Source organism: Nitrosospira sp. Nsp13, from assembly GCF_900101945.1.
In the GTDB taxonomy this organism is placed as follows: Bacteria; Pseudomonadota; Gammaproteobacteria; order Burkholderiales; family Nitrosomonadaceae; genus Nitrosospira; species Nitrosospira multiformis_D.
Window position 1 is genome coordinate 162437 of the sequence record NZ_FMVD01000004.1, and the last position, 16137, is coordinate 178573.

The window sequence follows — 16137 nt, forward strand, 5'->3', positions numbered from 1 at the left end:
ATACGGCTTCGATATCGGTCATACGATGACAAAAATAAACTTTGTCTCAATCGGCATCACCACGCCTGCCGCACCAGAAAATGCACACGCTTATCCCCTGCTTTCGTTCTGTTCACATCTTCCAGCGCCACCGCCCAGCTGAATTCAGCCGTAAAACCGTGCCGGGCCTTGAGGCGCAAACCCGTTCCGGTACCGAGCAGATTGAAATGGTCGATCTGGCCGGGCAATGGTTGCTTCACCCGCACATAACCCCCGTCTATGAAAGCCAGCAGATGGAATTCTTCCAGCGCGGTGGTCAGATGCTTCGCATAATTGGGCGTAAAAGCTTCCAGCCCTCCCGTGGCACTGTCGTCACCCAAAGCCGCGACTTCGAAATAGCCGCGCACGGTACTTATCCCACCGACGATGGACTGCTCATTATTGATAAGCGGTTGGTCCGCGATCTGCCAGCTGGCGCGCCCATACAAACCCCATCCTTGGCGGAAAGTTTCGGTATGGGAAAAATTACCGCGCAGAAACATGTAATTGGAGTGTGCCTTGAACCGCTTGTTGGCAAATTCTGCTTCGTCCCCGACCAGCCCGCGCACATGGAAATTCAGCGATAGTCCAAGTTTGGTATTACGCCTTTCTCCTACCCAGGTACCGTCCCACCCCACGGTAAAGGGCAGATAGCTGATGGGCGTATTAAAGCTGCCGCCGTCAAGAAGATTCACTGCCTGACCAAAATCCTTGTAGTCCACCCCCAGCGTTGCGGTATGGAAGAATGTTTGCCCTCCCGGCAGCGGCAGGATGTAGCGCCCCCCGACTATCAAGCCATTGCCCAGCACATTGAGCGCACCCACCGACGCCACGTCGGACGCGGAATAGACGCTATACAAGGCGAGAAAGCCACCAAACGCCATGGGCATGGTGTAGTTGCCTGAAATCACCTTGCTCTGGTCGGGGTTCTGCGGCGTGATGAGTGCGGTCACCCCGAGACTGTGCTGCTTGTGCCACAGATTGTCCCAACTTACATTCGCACTGAGCCGCGTCAGTGTCGTATTCGGAATCTGCCGGCTGTTCAGCTCTATGCTGCCGTGCAATGGCAACTGATCCTTCACTTTCAGATCGACTTCCACCGTGCCGGGCGTTTTACCCGCCCTTAAAACCGGGGTGACCCCGCGATCGGCTGTGCGATTCAGGGATGCAAGCTGTTTCTGCATCTCGGTGAAGTTCGGCACGTTCCCCTCCGCCAGCTCCGGTACCGCGGCTTTGATATCAGCCGGGCTGAAATAGCGCGAATCGACCACACGCAGGCGTTTCACCGGCGCTTCGGTGACTGTCAGGTTGACAACTCCATCTTCGACTTTTTGCTGTGGAATGCTCACCAGAACCGTGAGATAGCCCGAGTCATGATAGGCGCGTTCCAGCGCATCACGCGCCTGCTCCACCTCCTCCAAGGATTTTTTCTCGCCCATGTAGGGATAAACCGCTTGCTCTATCATCGTGACAGGCAACAATGTCGCACCCTGGACCCGATATTCGAATATATCGAATCGCGCATCTTGCGCGTGGGATGCGGGCATCCATCCCATCAGGCAAACCAGATACGCCAGGTATCCCGTACGCAGCGCATTACGAAGGAACCGCTGAATCAGCCCTCCACGGCGCGCACCGCTCGCAAGAGCGGTAGAATCACGCCGCCCACCCCAAAGAAAACTGGGGACGTAGCCGGTCCCCCTGTGCCAAGGCTTACCGCCTGCCAGCAAAATTGGAGACTGATTCAGCGGTTCCCTAATCATTCGCAACATCCAAACCCACTTTGACCACCCGGCTTCCATATGTACAAATGGGACAACCCTCGAAAGGGTTGTCCCGAACACTACCTCTACCGGCGGCATTGCACCGCCTGTCAAACGCGATTACTACTGGACCGCAGGCTGGCAGGAGTTGCCAAGACGCGCACCCTTGGAGGTGGGGCCGCTGGAACCGGCCACCGGTGTAGCGAAGATGCCCTTCAGATCGCTCTCCCCCAGGGTACCGGTGACTGCCGCGATCAGTGCGGCGCCACTGGCGCTGGCAGGACTGACCGAACCGCCGGCGGTAAACGCCGCCATTTCATACCAGAAGTCGTAAGACCCATCCATCGCTTCCTCGCGCTGCTGGGCATCGGAGTTGGGGGATACACGATTCAGTTTGACGAAAGCCCAGCGATCCGCTGTGGCGGTAGGTGCTGGTGTGTTTTCCATGGATACCACGCCCAGGGCAAATTGGCTCGCGCCGGTGGCCGTGTTCAGCGCGGTTTTCACGCCGCCAGTGCTGGACTGCTCGGTCACGATAGCGGTAGCCGTGCTGTCGGTGGCACGTGCCGGCTCCAGCGAACCTCCAGACAATCCGGTAGCACACGGCTTGGCCAGGAAGCGCATGTTGGAAGCGGACTGGGTGCCGGAGGTAGGCACGCGGCGCGCTAGATTAACCACGGAACCCGCAGGTCCGCCGAAGATGCTGCCATCCACGCTGCCAATCGTACCTTGACCGGCAACAGCGGTATAACGCTGTGACGGCAGACTAGGCTGGCAGGCAGGCGTTAGATTGGGAGCGGTGGGTGTGCCATCGTCGCACGTCGCGGCCAGCAAACCATCGGCCACGTCATTCTTCTGCAACTGGAGGTACAACGGGTAGCTTACCGCCACGCCGAAGGCTTGGCCGATGTTGGTTGCCACTTCGCTGCCGATGGCGCCCAGATCCCGTCCGATTTCCAGGTTCTGCTTGTTGATCGTGTACTCGGTGTCGGAAAAACCGCCATCGGGATAGCTCTGGCCAGGAAGGGCCGAGGCATCGCCTTTGAGCGTGGTGGTGAAGGTCTTGGTAACCGTGTCGCTACAGTTGTTGTAACGGCCGATGGCATAGGACACACCGTTCAGGACGACGTTGGTGCTGCCGGCAGCGCCTGCGGCGCATTTACCGGCAGCGCCCAGCAATGCCAGGTTATTGACGCGTTTGATATTGCCCGGCAGGTAACCATTGGGATTGGGCTCGCCCGCCATGCTCAGATGCGGGGCGTAAGCGTTGAAGGAACCTGCTTCAACTGTGTGGTACACCACCACTTTCTTGCCCGCCAGCGAACCGGCGGCGGCACTCATGGTGCAGGCATAGGCGACCCGGTCGCCGCTGCTCTTGCCGGGCTCGGTGCCGGTGCTTTCCAGGTACATGTGGGCGTCATTGGCGCCGCCGTTGCCGGCCAGGCCATTGCAGAGCGACATCACACTGCGAAATACGGCATTGCTGGGGGCGGACGCGCCGGACAGCCACACGTAGGTGGTGGGGCCGGCGGCAATCTGTGCAGGAGTGAGGGCGAAAGCAACCGGGGTTGCGCCTAGCGTCGCGACTGCGAGCGCGATTTTACTCAATTTCAGTTTCATTTTGATATCCTTTTAACGGGTTGTATATGCGTATTCATCCCTTCTCCGCCTCCCCAAACGGGAGGCGGAAGCGGATCGAAGAAGCGAGTGGCAGTGGTGTTTCAGACCCCTGTGCGGCGACGGACCATCGCGCCGAGCATGCCGAGCCCGGCCAGCAGCATGGCCCAGGTATCGGCTTCCGGTACCGGGCTGGTGATGCTGAGGATACCGGCTTCGTTCAATGCAATCTTGGTGAACTCGCCCGCACCGATAACGCCGTCGTGATTCAGGTCAACACCGAAAGGAGTCTTGGTAGCCTGGGCAAGATTGGAAGTGGAGGAAGTCGTCAAAAACCAGAAGTTCTGCTCCGTACCCAGTACCTGGGTGGTGTCAACCGTAGTCTTCGCCATCCAGTTATCACCTTGGGTCGAACCACCAATTGCGCCGAAGAAGGTATTGGGAGCATCCGTCGGCATGGCAACACTGGCGCCATTGGCATCGGTGGCATGGGTGCCGCGACTATTATTGGCATCGATATACGCTTCCATGATGTTCATCGTTTTCACGTTTGTATTCCCCTGGCTTGGCCAGGAATTCACATTTCCCGTCATCAGATAACGCGAACCGCCGGCGAGATTCCGGTCGGTGTCATCCAGAGCGATCACATTGAATTCGATTTTACCTATGTTGGCTGCACCGACAAAATTCACCAATTGATTCCAGGAGGCGCCGTAGGCACCAGAATTAAGGTTCCACGTTCCGGCAAGGCCGGTCAGGCTGCTGTTCGCGGCGAGCACATCGTTCATTTTTAAGCCCAGATCGAACAAGGCCGAGATATCATCCCCACCGGTGGTAGCGGAATCGCCACCGTAATAGCGTACGTTGAGCAGGAGTTCACCGTTGCCGGTCACGCCACCGTCGATAGCGGCAAAAGCCGGCGCCGAGGCTGCCATGATGGCGGCGACCGCGAGTGCCTTAAGCTTGAAGTTCATTTTCATTACTGATGCTCCCTAAAAAGTTAAATGAGTTGCGCCTGATATCCGATTTCAACCGGCTGACCCATGCGGCTCGTGGCCCATCTGATCAGCCATCCTGGAGCAACCCGGCTACCTCCGCTAACGCTTAGGCCCGCGGCTTTCCGTCCCCGCCTCGCAACGGGTTTGGCTTTGTTCCCGTCTGGCGTGAAGTGCTTGCACTTTCTGCCGGACCCTTGCCACTATATGCAGTGATGGTTAAGCGCTTATGAAGCTCGACCATAGTTTCTGTAGTCCTTCCTGTTCATTTTTCCGTACCGGAACGACACCTGATCCATATCAATCCTTTTTCATGCCGCCCTCTTAGGTTAAAGACCCGATGTGACGTTAAATAGATAGGTCGATGAATTTTTCATAAGGCGTTCGGACTACGCAGCCGCTCGTGTCCGGATGTCTCAACGACTCGCTAGCGGCTAGAGCGTGATCTTCAACGCCATCGCCTTGGCTACCGCATGCGCCCGGTTGTTGACGTTCAACTTGCGCAGGATTTTTTGAATATGATTTTTAACGGTAAGGGGGCTGATTTTGAGCAAGCTCCCGATTTCAAGATTGCTCTTCCCCATCTGCACATAGCGCAGAACTTCCGTCTCCCGGTCCGTGATGAGTTTTCTGTTTTTTTCCACTATGGCACCGGGCTGGTGATGCCGTTCATGGAATAGCATTCGTACCAGTGCCATATGCATATGAGGCGCCAGCAGTTCGAGAAAGTATGCGTGGCGCTCGGTTAACACACCGGAAATTTGCGTAAAGGCAAACAGACTGCTCGTCCGGCCATTGGCATCGAACATTCCGTGCGCCGCGACGCGCTCCAGATTACCGCGCTTGAGATCATTCACAAAATGCTTGTAGGCAATGCCATTGGGATTATTAGGGCAAAGTAGAAATGGCTGGTTCTTGCCCGCGCTCCATGCCGACATGACACGGAATACAATGCCCCCATCCGGCCGGCAAAGCTCGGAAAACAGAATCTCGCTTATTTCAGTACGGCTGAATTTTTCGATGCTGATCGATTGGCCGGACCCCTCATCGAACACGCATATGAGCATGCCGTGCGGCAAAAGGCTTTGTAGCTCGCCTTGTGACCAGAGGAAGAATTGATGGCGCCGGAAAATGCAGGTTGATGAGTCGATGATCCGGAACAGATATTCCATTTCTCGTTCCGTGAGAGTAATGGTTCCCCCCATGATGCCTCTTATGCCTTGATTTTATTTGTGTCGCATACCCGGCCACAACATCGGTAAAGTTGTATTCTTACTCAACTTCGGAGCCCGGCTATTTTCAGCGCTCTGGATGACAGAATCATTAAGGTCGTGTGTCAAATTCGTGAATATGATGCAGGTAGAAAGGATCATGTCAGACGGCATACGGGCATTCATGGCGCCGCGGCGCAGATCCGGAGTCAAAAGATCGTTCAACCTGAATCGGTAGTTTGACATGAGCAGAGTGTGCGGTTTTTGGGATGCGGGCAGCGCATAGGGATGCAACGCGGTCACTGCGACCCTCGCACCGCCCGATTCCCGGCGGCTTGATATCTGGTTGCCGTCGCGGGGGAGTGGTTTCGCGACGAGCTAAGGCATGCGTTCAGTAGGCTGGCGGCGGGGAGACTGAACCTGACGCGGCCGATGGATCAGGTGAGAGTGGAGGGGGCGATGCTTCCGGCTGCGCCGGGGATTGCGGCTGGGATGGGGGTTTGGGTTGCGATTGAGGTGCGGGCTGAGACTTGGACTGAGACTGAGATTGGGGTTGTGATCCCGGTTGCTGCGGGGTGCTGCCAGCCTCTCCCGGCGTGTAGACGAACGCCCAGTCCTGATAACTCGCTGCGTCGGCAAACTTCGCATAGCGCTCGTGAAAATTTGCCCGCTTAAATGGTTTACGGGTCGAAAAACTATGGACTCCGACAATTCCGATGCCGGGCTTTCTGATCAATCCCCACTCTGCTCTGCCCGTCATGGGATCGAAATAGATTTTGCGCAAATGCCGTTTGGGTATCGGGAAACGATCATCGAAAAGCAATTTCTGCTCCGAATCCGGAAAACGCTTGGGCATTCCCGGAGAGCTCTCGTAGTATGATCCGATCGCCTGTCTGAACTGTTCTCCCACGAACATGAGTTCCACTTCTTTTTCCCGTCGCGCTTCGGTTTGCCATAGTTGTCCCGCGGCAGCCAGAACAATACCTGCCAGCGCGACTGTGAAGAGTATCCAGATATAGGTGAATCCTCTTTCCGCACCCATGCCTCAGATCCCTTTTTTACCACGCCTCGTAAAGTGTGCCATCTTTTGCCTGCTCAGGTGAACCGCTACGCACGTCATAAACCCCTCCGCCATCACGGGGGGGAGGCACGGCAACCCATGTTGCCGCGCTTTCCGTCAGCGGGTCGACCGGAATAGCGCGCAAATATCGCTTCTCCACCAATTCGTTCAGTTCGCTCGGGTATTTTCCGGTATCACTATAAAATTTATCAATCGCATCGCGCATGACGTGGAGATCCTGTCGCAGCACCACTTCTTTGGATCTGTCGAGCGAGTTAAAATACCTGGGCACCACAATACTGAGTAAAGTGGCAATGATCGCCATTACGACCAGTAGCTCGATCAGGGTAAAACCGGAATATCTCCAGTTTTTTACCGGAAACCCGCCGACTTTTCCGGCACTTTGCCTGGTTCTCAAAATGAAGGCGGAATAAGCGTTGCGCATCTCTCACCACCTGTCGTAAGCAATGCCATTCAAGCCAATTTGCTGCGAACGGGAGTACACATCAAAAACATCGTTACCCTCTTGCGGATTATCCGGCGGGCTTTCATAAGAACGCTTGCCCCAGGTTTCGGCATCAGGCAGCGCCGGGTCGGTGGACATGGGATCGCGGGGCAATCGCCGCAAAAAATAGATCTTGCGCTTTTCCGGATCCCTGGCATCGGGTACCCCGGCAACCAGGTCTTCCAGTTTGCGAGGATAGTCCGATTCGTCCGCTTTTCTAGCGATACGCCCGTCATTCACCGCCCGCTTATAGGCATCGAGCGCTTCCCGGATCTGCCTTAGCCCCACCCGCAATTCTTTTTCTTTTTCGCGCTGCGCGGTGAGTTCATACAACGGCATGGCCGAAGAGACTAGAACCGCCATAATGGCCATCACGACTGTCAACTCGACCAGGGAAAAACCACCATTTCCCGCTGGGCTTGCGGCCGGAATTATTTTCGCCATGCACTCAACGGATCTCGATATTCGCCACAGGGGGTAATTTAACCTCGGGTGGCGCACCCTCGCTGTCTCCCTGAAATGTAACGCTCCTGACGCTGACCTGAGCCGTGCCCGATTTTTGCGCAATGATCTTGAACGTCAGACTCGCCATCCCCCCGCCTTTGCCCAGTTTCAATTGGCGTACCCCGGATTTTTCTCCCTCATCCAGTACTTCAAGCTGGGCTGCGTCGTAATCCAGTTCAAGGTCGGCGGCGGGCAGGTTTTCCGCACCGGCAAGATTCACGCTAACGGTGAAATCCTTGCCAGGCGCAACCTGTTCCGGCACGTTCAAAGATAGCACCGCCGGGGCTTGAGGGGCGGCCGCGGCGGCCTCACGGACCGGCCGGGATTCATCGAGAAGCGGGCGCGGGATGTCCCTCTGAGTCGCCGCCACGCCTCCCGCGGGTGTGGATGATATCGCCAGCGATCGCGCCGCGACCTTGCTGATCCTTACCGGCAGCATTCCCGCGGTGTTCTCTGTGCCAAAATGAAACTCACTATCTATTTTTGTGCGCCGTGAAATATTGCGCAGGATACGTGGCGTTATCAGCAGCGCGATCTCGGTCTTATTGCGTGTAAGACTCTGACTCGAGAATAATTTACCAATCCAGGGCAAATCTCCCAACCCGGGGACCTTGGTGATGGTGATGCGCTCATCGTCGCTGATCAATCCCGCCAGAACCTGGGTTTCACCATCCCTCAGCATCAGCGTGGTTGCCGCGGTACGGGTACCCACCTGATAGGCGAGCCCACCCCCGGTCACGGGCACTTCCTTGACGATATTGCTGACTTCAAGACTGACCTTCATGGATACCTCATCCTGAAGCGAAACTGTGGATTCGACATCGAGCTTGAGCCCCACGTCAAGATAACTCACCGATGAGGCCACGCCGACATTGGCGGTGGCGGTCGTGGTGACAACGGGAACCTTGTCGCCAATGAGAACTTTTGCTTTCTCGCGGTTCTTGACACGAATGCGCGGATTGGCAAGGACATTGATGATCCCATCCTGCTGCTTGAGGTTGACGATCACTGCGGGATTGGCAATAAATGCGGTTAACCCCTTGGCGCTCCAGCCGAGGTCGTTGATCCCGGTGCTATTAATGGTCCAGGTTGCAGGAATGCCGGCGGCCACACCGCCCGCGGTGAGCATGTTCACATTGATTTGGTTAGGATACTGTAAACCAAGCGTTTGCAGTTTAGTACGTCCGATTTCCAGTACTTCGACTTCCAGCATGACTTCGGGATCGGCCAGATCATTCAGTGTAACCAGCCGCTCGACAAGTCGAATCGCGTCCGGCGTGTCTTTCATGACGAAGAGGTTTAGCGCCTCGTCCACGTGAATATCCTTGGTTTTGACCAGCCCCTTGACCATGGCGACCATCTGTTTCACATCCACGTTCGAAACATAGAAACTGCGTACCGCCAGGTCCTGGTATTCCTTCTGTTTGGCGGGTGTATTGGGATAAATCAATACCGAATTTTCGTTCAGCACTTTGTGTGTCAGCTGATTTGTCATGAGCAGCAGCTTGAACACATCTTCAATGTGGGTATTGCGCAGGAAAACAGTGGTTTTGGTATCCTGCTTGACGTCTTTGTCGAATACAAAATTGATCCCCGCGGTACGCGCCATAATTTCGAATATCGATTTCAAACCGGTATCGCGAAACTCGAGGGTAATCGGTTGCTTGAAACCTGTTTTTAACAAGGGTGGCTGCTCCATGGCCGCCCCGTCTCGCAACTGAAGTTCGGTAAGCTGTCTTATCAGCCGGCGGGCATCCTCTTGCATCGGATTTTCCTGCAGAACCAACCGGATCCCGGCTTCCGCAGCGGGATAGTCATTGCGCTGAAGCAATGCTTCCGCCTGCTTCAACGCCTCGATATGACGGCGGTCCATCTCGATAACCGCCAAACCCACCTGCGCACGTTCATTGCGCTGATTCAACTCAAGTACATGGCGAAATCCCCGCTCCGCGGCATCGAGATCGCCCGAGAATCGGGCATTCTGGGCCTCGACGAGCACGCGTCCCGCTACCGCCTCGCGCTGACGCGCGAGCACCGCGCGAATCTCCAGATTGTCCGGTTCTTCGCGTGCCGCCTTTTCCAGGCTTGCCAGGCCGGTATCCATCTTGCCCTCGGCAATAAGCTGCTTGCCCTCGTCAAAAGCCTTATTTGTCGCGCATCCGGCAAATATGGCCGAGATCATCACGATCAAGATATACCTTCCAGTTTTCATCGCGGGTTTCTTTATACTCCACTGCCTATCGAAAGCACTTGCTTGGCATTGAGCGGTATATAAGTCAGGGTGATGGCGTGATCGGTCACCTCATCCACCCGATATTGGTTATCTATTTTTTCTCCCACCTTGACGACATAGTTGCGTTCAGCCAAAGCGAGAAAGACCTGTGTTTGATCCCCTTCGGTCACTTTGCCGAGATATTTGAACATAAGGGGCGGCGGGGAGGGCGGCTGGGGTTTCGCGGTGGGGGGGGGCGGTATCCACGATTGACGGCTAAAAAGGTTGCCCGCCTGTGCACTGAATTTTCTGCGTTCCAGCCGCTCAAGTTCTAGTTGCGCGGTGTCATCTTCGGTGGCGTGCAACTCCTTCCTCTCCCCTGTTATCTCCCTTTGCGCCTTTTGTTCGGGAACCGCGGCTACCGGATCTGTGCCTCCATCTCCACCGCTCACCCACTGGGTAGCGAGAAGTGTCGCCAACAACGCTCCTCCCAGCCACACTACGCGCCCCCGTCCTGTTGTCTTCATCTCTTGCCTTCGTTCAAATAAAGATGAAACTTGAGACTCGCTTCGAGCAAATCGGATTCCACACCTTCACGTTTGATCACAATATCCACGAGCGCGATGGCGGGAACAACGCGCAAGGCATCGGCGATAAAAGCGCGCATTTGCGGATAACCGCCCCGAACCGGCAGCATCATTTCATAGCGCGCAAGCTTCCATCCCTTGTCGCGCACCATACGATACTCGCTACCGCTGATCTCCACGTTGGCTGCTTCCGCAACCTGCACCAGTTCCTTGATCCAGAACGGTGATGAATCAATATTCGGGAAAAAAGCATAGAAATCCCCCAGCCCTTGATCGCTTTGCATTTTTCTGCCTGATACACGCACCGGTTCCGCCCGAAAATGCAATCGCATCGTTTCGGCTTTCTCCATGAGTGCGCTTGACTCGGCCTGGCGCGGCAGCACCGCCGAAAAGAAAAACACAACCGAAAAAACCAGCAGTCCGAAGCCGATTTTTCCAGCACTGCCAAGCCGCTCCGTTTGCCAGCGTACCCGCAGCAATGTATTTGTCAGGACGCTTCGATCCATGATGCCATAACGGAAAAAATAATCGGCCGCTGCGGATCGTCCTGCTTGACTTCATACTTAAGCAGATAGGCATCCTTGAGGACCGGTTCGCGCTCCAGGGCGCTGACGAAATCAAGCAATGCCGCCATACTCTTTGCCTCACCTCCCATTCGCATCGTTCGGCCGGCGGCATCCGGCTGGAACGCCAGCAGAGCCACCTCGGGACTTGTTGCATATTCGACAGAATCAAAGAGCGCACCCCACGGCAAGTCGATCTCGCTCAGCACCGCGTTGGCTCTTCTAATTTCCTGCTTTATTTCCCGTCCTCCCTGTGCTGGAGAAACCAGTGGCTTCGTCTTCCTTCCCGTCCGTGAATCCATTGAGGCGATGCGCAAATCCCAGTAGGCCACTTCGTCCGTTGCCCCTTGATATTGATAGAGCACACCGGCTAAAGCAAGCATACCCAGCGCCAGCATGATGTATCCGGCACTTCGTGCTTCCTGTCCGCCGTCAGGAAATTTCAGATCGAGGCTACGCATCAGTTTTTCCCGTCTGGAGCCGCGACAGCGAGCGGATAATGCGACGGTGCGAGCATACTCTCGGTCTGCAATGGAATAATCCGCCAGCCGCAATCTCCCGGTAATGCCAATTCCGGATGCTCCGGCGCAAATAGATAGACCTGCTCGACGGCTTCCTTGCGCGCTGAAAACAATATTGCTTCCTGATCCAGCGCAGCAAGCAGCTCGTCTTCCGCGTTATGCAACATACGCTGGTTGCGTATCCCCTGCCAGACGCCGTTCGATAACGAGACGAGGCAAAGGCGCCCGGTTTCCATGAGGGCAAACCATATCCGTTCCCCCTTGAATCGTTTGCACCATTGATCGAAGGCGCCCGACAGGTAAGGCACTATACTTTTTAACCTGACTTTGTGTTGCGTTGCGAGTTCGTTCAATCGTTGAAGCAGGATACTTTCTATCGCAGCGCAGACGCCCCCGTTGCATGGGTCCCAGGCACTCATGCTCAGCGTCCATGCCCCCGCTCTCTCTCCGTACACCTCACGCATGTGAAAAGCCGCGTAGGCGTACAACTCGGCGGGGGTCAGGATTTGCGCTTGTGGTGATACCACCGCGTATCGCACAAAGTCGTTAGAAATCGTGATTATCATATCCACGCCGGCGGCATCCACGATCATCTGATCCAATTGCCTTAGTGGTTGCTCCCAGGCAGGCGAATCCGGATCGCGCTCGCAAGCCGCCGCCAGCCTGGCAGCCTGCACCGGCTTTATTCCGCGGTAAGAACGCACCAGCTCGACCCGGCCCGGCGCGAAAAAAACCCGCATCTGATCACGCCACAATGGTGACACGATTGGCCTCCTGCAGACTTGTTTGCCCGGTTTTCACCATCTCCAGCGCCGCTTCACGCAGGAAACGGGTACCGCCACGCCGCGCCGCCTCTTTTATCCGGCGTATGGGTTCACGCGCTATGATGAGTTCACGGATTTCATCGTTCAATACCAGCATTTCCGCGATTGCATTTCGCCCACGGTAACCGCTCCCCCGGCACTGGCCGCAACCTTTGCCAACGCGGAACCGGAATTCGCTAGCTTGCTCGGAAGTAATGCCGGATTCCGTGATCAGTTGCTCGTCCGGCCGTTCTTCTACCGCGCAATGTGAGCAAAGCAGCCGAATCAGCCGTTGCGCGGCGATTCCGTTCAAGGCTGAGACAAAACTATAGGGGTCCACCCCCATATGCGAGAAGCGGCCGATGACGTCGAACACGTTATTGGCATGCACCGTGGTAAATACAAGATGGCCCGTCAACGCCGCTTGTATGGCGATCTGCGCCGTTTCGGGGTCACGGATTTCGCCGACCATGATCTTGTCCGGATCGTGCCTCAAAATCGAGCGCAAACCACGTACAAAAGTCAGCCCCTTTTTTTCGTTGACCGGTATCTGCAGCACACCGGGTAGCTGGTATTCGATCGGGTCCTCTATGGTGATAATTTTGTCTTGCCCATCATTGACTTCCGAGATCGCGGCGTACAGCGTTGTGGTCTTGCCGCTGCCGGTGGGACCGGTAACCAGCAACATGCCATACGGTTCGGAACTGAGACGGCGGAAACTCGCTATGGCGGCCTGATTGAAACCAAGATGATTCAATGTCAGTCCCTCGACATGGTCGGCAAGCGCCTGCCGGTCGAGAATACGCAGCACGGCATCCTCGCCAAAAATACTCGGCATGATCGAAACGCGGAAATCGATCTCCCGTCCCTGGATCGAGATCTTGAAACGGCCATCCTGCGGTACGCGGCGTTCGGCAATATCCAGATCGGACATCACCTTGATCCGGGAAATCACTTGCTCGGCCAGGTCTGGACCCTGCACCACACCGATCAGGCTCAGCACACCATCGATCCGGTATTTGATTGACAATGCGCCTGTCACCATTTCGAGGTGAATATCGCTTGCCTGCGACTTATGGGCGTCATATAGCGTGGAATGTACCAGCCGCACCACTGGGCTGCTGCCTTCATTAATCGTCTTGAGCGAAAGATCTTCCTCACCCGCTTTCGTGGTCCCGCGTTCCGTTGCGGGGAGTACACTATCCATTGCGCGCATTGTCTTTTCCTGCAGCGCAAAAAAAGCGGCCAGGTCGGCGGGATGCACCAGATGCCATGCCGCCGCGACATCAAACCGGTCTTCCGCCCACGATCTCAGGTTAGGCGAGAATGGATTGCCCACGGCAAGAACGTATTGTTTCTCCCGCTGGAGCAATACGCATTCCCGTGTAACCGCCTCATTAAAAGACAGCGTCTCAAACGCAGGATGAAATGCCCGCAAACCTTCCATCGTTAATACGGGCATCCGGAATAGACGGCCGAGTTCCGCAATCAGCTGATCGGGCGCAAGACCGCAGGTTTCTTCCAGAACCGCCATCACTGAAACGCCCCGGATCAAAGCCTCCCCGCGCGCCTGCTCAAGCCGATGCGCATCCACCAGCGGCGTTGCAGCCGAGGGGAACGCGAGATCACGCGCCGCGTCAGCCATATTCTCGGAAAGCACATCCACCGGCAGCGTTGCAGCCAACGGTAACGGTAACGGTACGGCGGCTTCAGTCAATTGACTCAATTGACGCTTCCCGCCAACTGGAATATCGGCATATACATGAGTATGATAATTCCACCGATCACGCCGCCAATCACTGCCATGAGCAAAGGTTCGATCAGCTTCGTCATCCACTCGACCCAGCGTGCAATTTCTTCATCGTGAAAGTTGCCGATACGCTCCATCATTTCTCCCATGAGACCGGTTCTTTCTCCGACCCGCAGCATGCGATCGCCAACCGCAGTGGTCAGCCCCTCTGCTTCCATCGCGCTGGAGATTGTTTTTCCCTCGCTTATGCGAGCGGCAGCCGCCTTCACCCTGGGCCGGAAATGCGGCTCCAGCAGGCCGCTGACCATTTCCAGCGCTTTTGTTATCGGAATGCCGCCGCGTAACAACATGCCCAGCGTCCGGTAGAAACGGGCAAGCTGATAAACCCGCATACGTTCTCCAATGGCGGGAATGCGCCATAATTGCTGGGCCAGCCACACTCTGAACAACGGTCGCGTTATACCGTAAATAACAACGCCAAGCACGGCTGTTCCGCTAACTGCCAATAGCTCGCCCTGATCGTGCACCAAATTCCCCCATTCAATCAGCATGACGGAAAGCCAGGGCAGGTCGGAGCCCATGTCCTCGTAAATGGCGCTGAACTTCGGTACGACAAAAACCAGCAGAAACATTGCTACCAGCAGTCCGATCACCAGCAAAAGAACCGGGTAAATGGAGGCACCGATCAGTTTCTTGCGAACCAGATCCATCTGCGTCTGATAGCCGATGAAACGCGTCAGCGCTTCGGGCAGATCGCCGGTGCGCTCGCTGGCCCGCGCAGTCGCGACATACAGGGGAGGAAACGCTTGGGGATATAGCTCCAATGCGCGTGATAAAGTGATGCCTTCATAGAGTCGCGCCAGCAGACCCTCGATAACTTTCCGCACAGCGGTATCCTGCTCTTTATCCAATAGCGTCTCGATACTCTCCACCAGGCTGAGTCCCGCTTCCAGCAGGGACAACAACTCCTGGCTGAAATGCGCCAGCGGAAAACGCAGACGGGATTTTGGCATCCAACCGCCAAACCTTCGGCGTACGTTCAAAACCATGCCGCCCTGCGACGTTACCTGGAGACGAGCGTCATCCTCGTTCTCCGCATCGAGTTCGAGAAATACCGTGCCTTGTCCGGTAAGCACAGCTTTCACTTCGTAACGCATCTCAGTCTACCAGTTCGTGATATCCGCCGCGTCGCCCGTCCCGCCAGGCTGGCCATCCTTACCTTGGGAGTACAAATCGAATTCCGAGCGTTCACCCGGATTTTTATAAATATATGGCCGCCCCCACGGATCAGGCGGCACTGCCTTTTTCAGATAAGGCCCCTGCCACCTCAGTTCATTGCCCGGACGTGTCACCAGTGCGGCCAACCCTTGCTCGGTGGCGGGGTAGCGGCCGATATCCAGGCGATACTGATCCAGCGCCTTCTCTATGGCATCAATTTGTGCCTGAGCCGCTTTGACTTCGGACTTGCCCACCTGGGAAAAATACTTGGGCGCCACATAACCGGCCAGCAGTCCAATGATGACCATGACGACCAGCAACTCAAGCAACGTGAATCCATTTTCTACTTGTGTGCGACGCTGGATACTCCAATATTTCATTTTTTTATTTCTTGAGCTATTCATAGACTCGCATGGCACAGAGTGTAGGGGTCTCACGTGACAGAATGATTACCAGAGTTGATGAGACGTGTGAAGTGATTAAACCTGAATCAGGTGGATAATTGCTTTTTCGATTCAACAAATTGATCCGTAAAGACATTCTCAGAAACTTGATCTTCGCTTCCTGGATGGATTCGCCGCAGGATCAAGGTTGATCCGTAGCTAAATTGTGCAAATTATATATGCCTTCCCATAATGATGCGCGCTATCAGGATAATAAAATGCTGTGAAATTCTTTCCGACATCTCAAAGGGATGGGGGCACAGCCATCAAGAAGATATCAGGAATCTCTTGGCATTGAATATGGCAAGGAAACCCCGATGCAGCGGTGGTTATTGTCCTTTTCAAAGGCGCTGGGTGTTCGTGCTTC

At 55.5% G+C, this 16137-nt stretch carries 15 protein-coding genes and 1 riboswitch; all 15 genes read right to left on the bottom strand.

The features are described from left to right. Window positions 1-56 precede the first annotated feature (56 nt). The 15 genes from BLO43_RS06880 to gspG all read right to left on the bottom strand — a co-directional run bounded on the left by BLO43_RS06880 (window position 57) and on the right by gspG (window position 15707). On the bottom strand, window positions 57-1781 hold the full coding sequence (locus BLO43_RS06880; RefSeq protein ID WP_090906435.1) for a ShlB/FhaC/HecB family hemolysin secretion/activation protein: 1725 nt from the start codon (window positions 1779-1781) through the stop codon (window positions 57-59). A 123-nt stretch (window positions 1782-1904) separates the two neighbouring features. Then, on the bottom strand, window positions 1905-3401 hold the full coding sequence (locus tag BLO43_RS06885) for a hypothetical protein (protein WP_090906436.1): 1497 nt from the start codon (window positions 3399-3401) through the stop codon (window positions 1905-1907). Between the two features lie 101 nt (window positions 3402-3502). Further along, on the bottom strand, window positions 3503-4378 hold the full coding sequence (locus BLO43_RS06890) for a PEP-CTERM sorting domain-containing protein (protein ID WP_090906437.1): 876 nt from the start codon (window positions 4376-4378) through the stop codon (window positions 3503-3505). A 95-nt stretch (window positions 4379-4473) separates the two neighbouring features. Next, window positions 4474-4555: riboswitch (cyclic di-GMP riboswitch) on the bottom strand. A 272-nt stretch (window positions 4556-4827) separates the two neighbouring features. Further along, entirely contained in the window at window positions 4828-5598 is a 771-nt protein-coding gene (gene epsA / locus BLO43_RS06895; RefSeq protein WP_302847681.1) for an XrtB/PEP-CTERM-associated transcriptional regulator EpsA, read from the bottom strand. 397 nt (window positions 5599-5995) lie between these two features. After that, entirely contained in the window at window positions 5996-6646 is a 651-nt protein-coding gene (locus BLO43_RS06905; protein WP_090906440.1) for a type II secretion system protein, read from the bottom strand. A 16-nt stretch (window positions 6647-6662) separates the two neighbouring features. Next, entirely contained in the window at window positions 6663-7109 is a 447-nt protein-coding gene (locus tag BLO43_RS06910) for a type II secretion system protein (protein WP_368086134.1), read from the bottom strand. A gap of 3 nt (window positions 7110-7112) precedes the next feature. Beyond that, on the bottom strand, window positions 7113-7613 hold the full coding sequence (locus BLO43_RS06915; RefSeq protein ID WP_090906441.1) for a type II secretion system protein: 501 nt from the start codon (window positions 7611-7613) through the stop codon (window positions 7113-7115). Window positions 7614-7617: 4 nt separating this feature from the next. Then, window positions 7618-9885 carry a secretin N-terminal domain-containing protein gene (locus BLO43_RS06920; RefSeq protein WP_090906442.1) on the bottom strand — a complete coding sequence of 756 codons (2268 nt, stop codon included), beginning with the start codon at window positions 9883-9885 and terminating at the stop codon, window positions 7618-7620. Window positions 9886-9896: 11 nt separating this feature from the next. Next, window positions 9897-10412, bottom strand: coding sequence for a secretion system X translation initiation factor (locus tag BLO43_RS06925; RefSeq protein ID WP_090906443.1), 516 nt, complete (start codon window positions 10410-10412; stop codon window positions 9897-9899). After that, entirely contained in the window at window positions 10409-10978 is a 570-nt protein-coding gene (locus tag BLO43_RS06930; protein ID WP_090906444.1) for a hypothetical protein, read from the bottom strand. The genes BLO43_RS06925 and BLO43_RS06930 overlap by 4 nt, the downstream gene beginning before the upstream one ends. Beyond that, the gene (locus BLO43_RS06935) at window positions 10960-11496 is read right to left on the bottom strand and encodes a fimbrial assembly protein (RefSeq protein WP_090906445.1); all 537 of its coding nucleotides are present in this window, start codon (window positions 11494-11496) and stop codon (window positions 10960-10962) included. Before BLO43_RS06935 ends, BLO43_RS06930 begins: the two co-directional genes overlap by 19 nt. Then, window positions 11496-12320, bottom strand: coding sequence for a hypothetical protein (locus tag BLO43_RS06940; protein WP_254773369.1), 825 nt, complete (start codon window positions 12318-12320; stop codon window positions 11496-11498). The genes BLO43_RS06935 and BLO43_RS06940 overlap by 1 nt, the downstream gene beginning before the upstream one ends. Continuing rightward, window positions 12301-14004 carry a GspE/PulE family protein gene (locus tag BLO43_RS06945; protein WP_090906531.1) on the bottom strand — a complete coding sequence of 568 codons (1704 nt, stop codon included), beginning with the start codon at window positions 14002-14004 and terminating at the stop codon, window positions 12301-12303. The genes BLO43_RS06940 and BLO43_RS06945 overlap by 20 nt, the downstream gene beginning before the upstream one ends. A 77-nt stretch (window positions 14005-14081) precedes the next feature. Continuing rightward, entirely contained in the window at window positions 14082-15266 is a 1185-nt protein-coding gene (locus tag BLO43_RS06950; protein ID WP_090906447.1) for a type II secretion system F family protein, read from the bottom strand. 6 nt (window positions 15267-15272) lie between these two features. Next, window positions 15273-15707: a type II secretion system major pseudopilin GspG gene (gene gspG / locus BLO43_RS06955; protein ID WP_090906532.1), complete on the bottom strand. Its 435-nt coding sequence runs from the start codon at window positions 15705-15707 to the stop codon at window positions 15273-15275. Between the last annotated feature and the right edge of the window lie 430 nt (window positions 15708-16137).

Coding starts and splice junctions, on each gene's coding strand:
- epsA (WP_302847681.1), bottom strand. CDS start 5,598: ATGGGGGGAACCATTACTCTCACGGAACGAGAAATGGAATATCTGTTC.
- BLO43_RS06950 (WP_090906447.1), bottom strand. CDS start 15,266: ATGCGTTACGAAGTGAAAGCTGTGCTTACCGGACAAGGCACGGTATTT.
- BLO43_RS06885 (WP_090906436.1), bottom strand. CDS start 3,401: ATGAAACTGAAATTGAGTAAAATCGCGCTCGCAGTCGCGACGCTAGGC.
- gspG (WP_090906532.1), bottom strand. CDS start 15,707: ATGAAATATTGGAGTATCCAGCGTCGCACACAAGTAGAAAATGGATTC.
- BLO43_RS06880 (WP_090906435.1), bottom strand. CDS start 1,781: ATGATTAGGGAACCGCTGAATCAGTCTCCAATTTTGCTGGCAGGCGGT.
- BLO43_RS06930 (WP_090906444.1), bottom strand. CDS start 10,978: ATGGATCGAAGCGTCCTGACAAATACATTGCTGCGGGTACGCTGGCAA.
- BLO43_RS06890 (WP_090906437.1), bottom strand. CDS start 4,378: ATGAAAATGAACTTCAAGCTTAAGGCACTCGCGGTCGCCGCCATCATG.
- BLO43_RS06945 (WP_090906531.1), bottom strand. CDS start 14,004: ATGGCTGACGCGGCGCGTGATCTCGCGTTCCCCTCGGCTGCAACGCCG.
- BLO43_RS06920 (WP_090906442.1), bottom strand. CDS start 9,885: ATGAAAACTGGAAGGTATATCTTGATCGTGATGATCTCGGCCATATTT.
- BLO43_RS06915 (WP_090906441.1), bottom strand. CDS start 7,613: ATGGCGAAAATAATTCCGGCCGCAAGCCCAGCGGGAAATGGTGGTTTT.
- BLO43_RS06935 (WP_090906445.1), bottom strand. CDS start 11,496: ATGCGTAGCCTCGATCTGAAATTTCCTGACGGCGGACAGGAAGCACGA.
- BLO43_RS06925 (WP_090906443.1), bottom strand. CDS start 10,412: ATGAAGACAACAGGACGGGGGCGCGTAGTGTGGCTGGGAGGAGCGTTG.
- BLO43_RS06910 (WP_368086134.1), bottom strand. CDS start 7,109: ATGCGCAACGCTTATTCCGCCTTCATTTTGAGAACCAGGCAAAGTGCC.
- BLO43_RS06905 (WP_090906440.1), bottom strand. CDS start 6,646: ATGGGTGCGGAAAGAGGATTCACCTATATCTGGATACTCTTCACAGTC.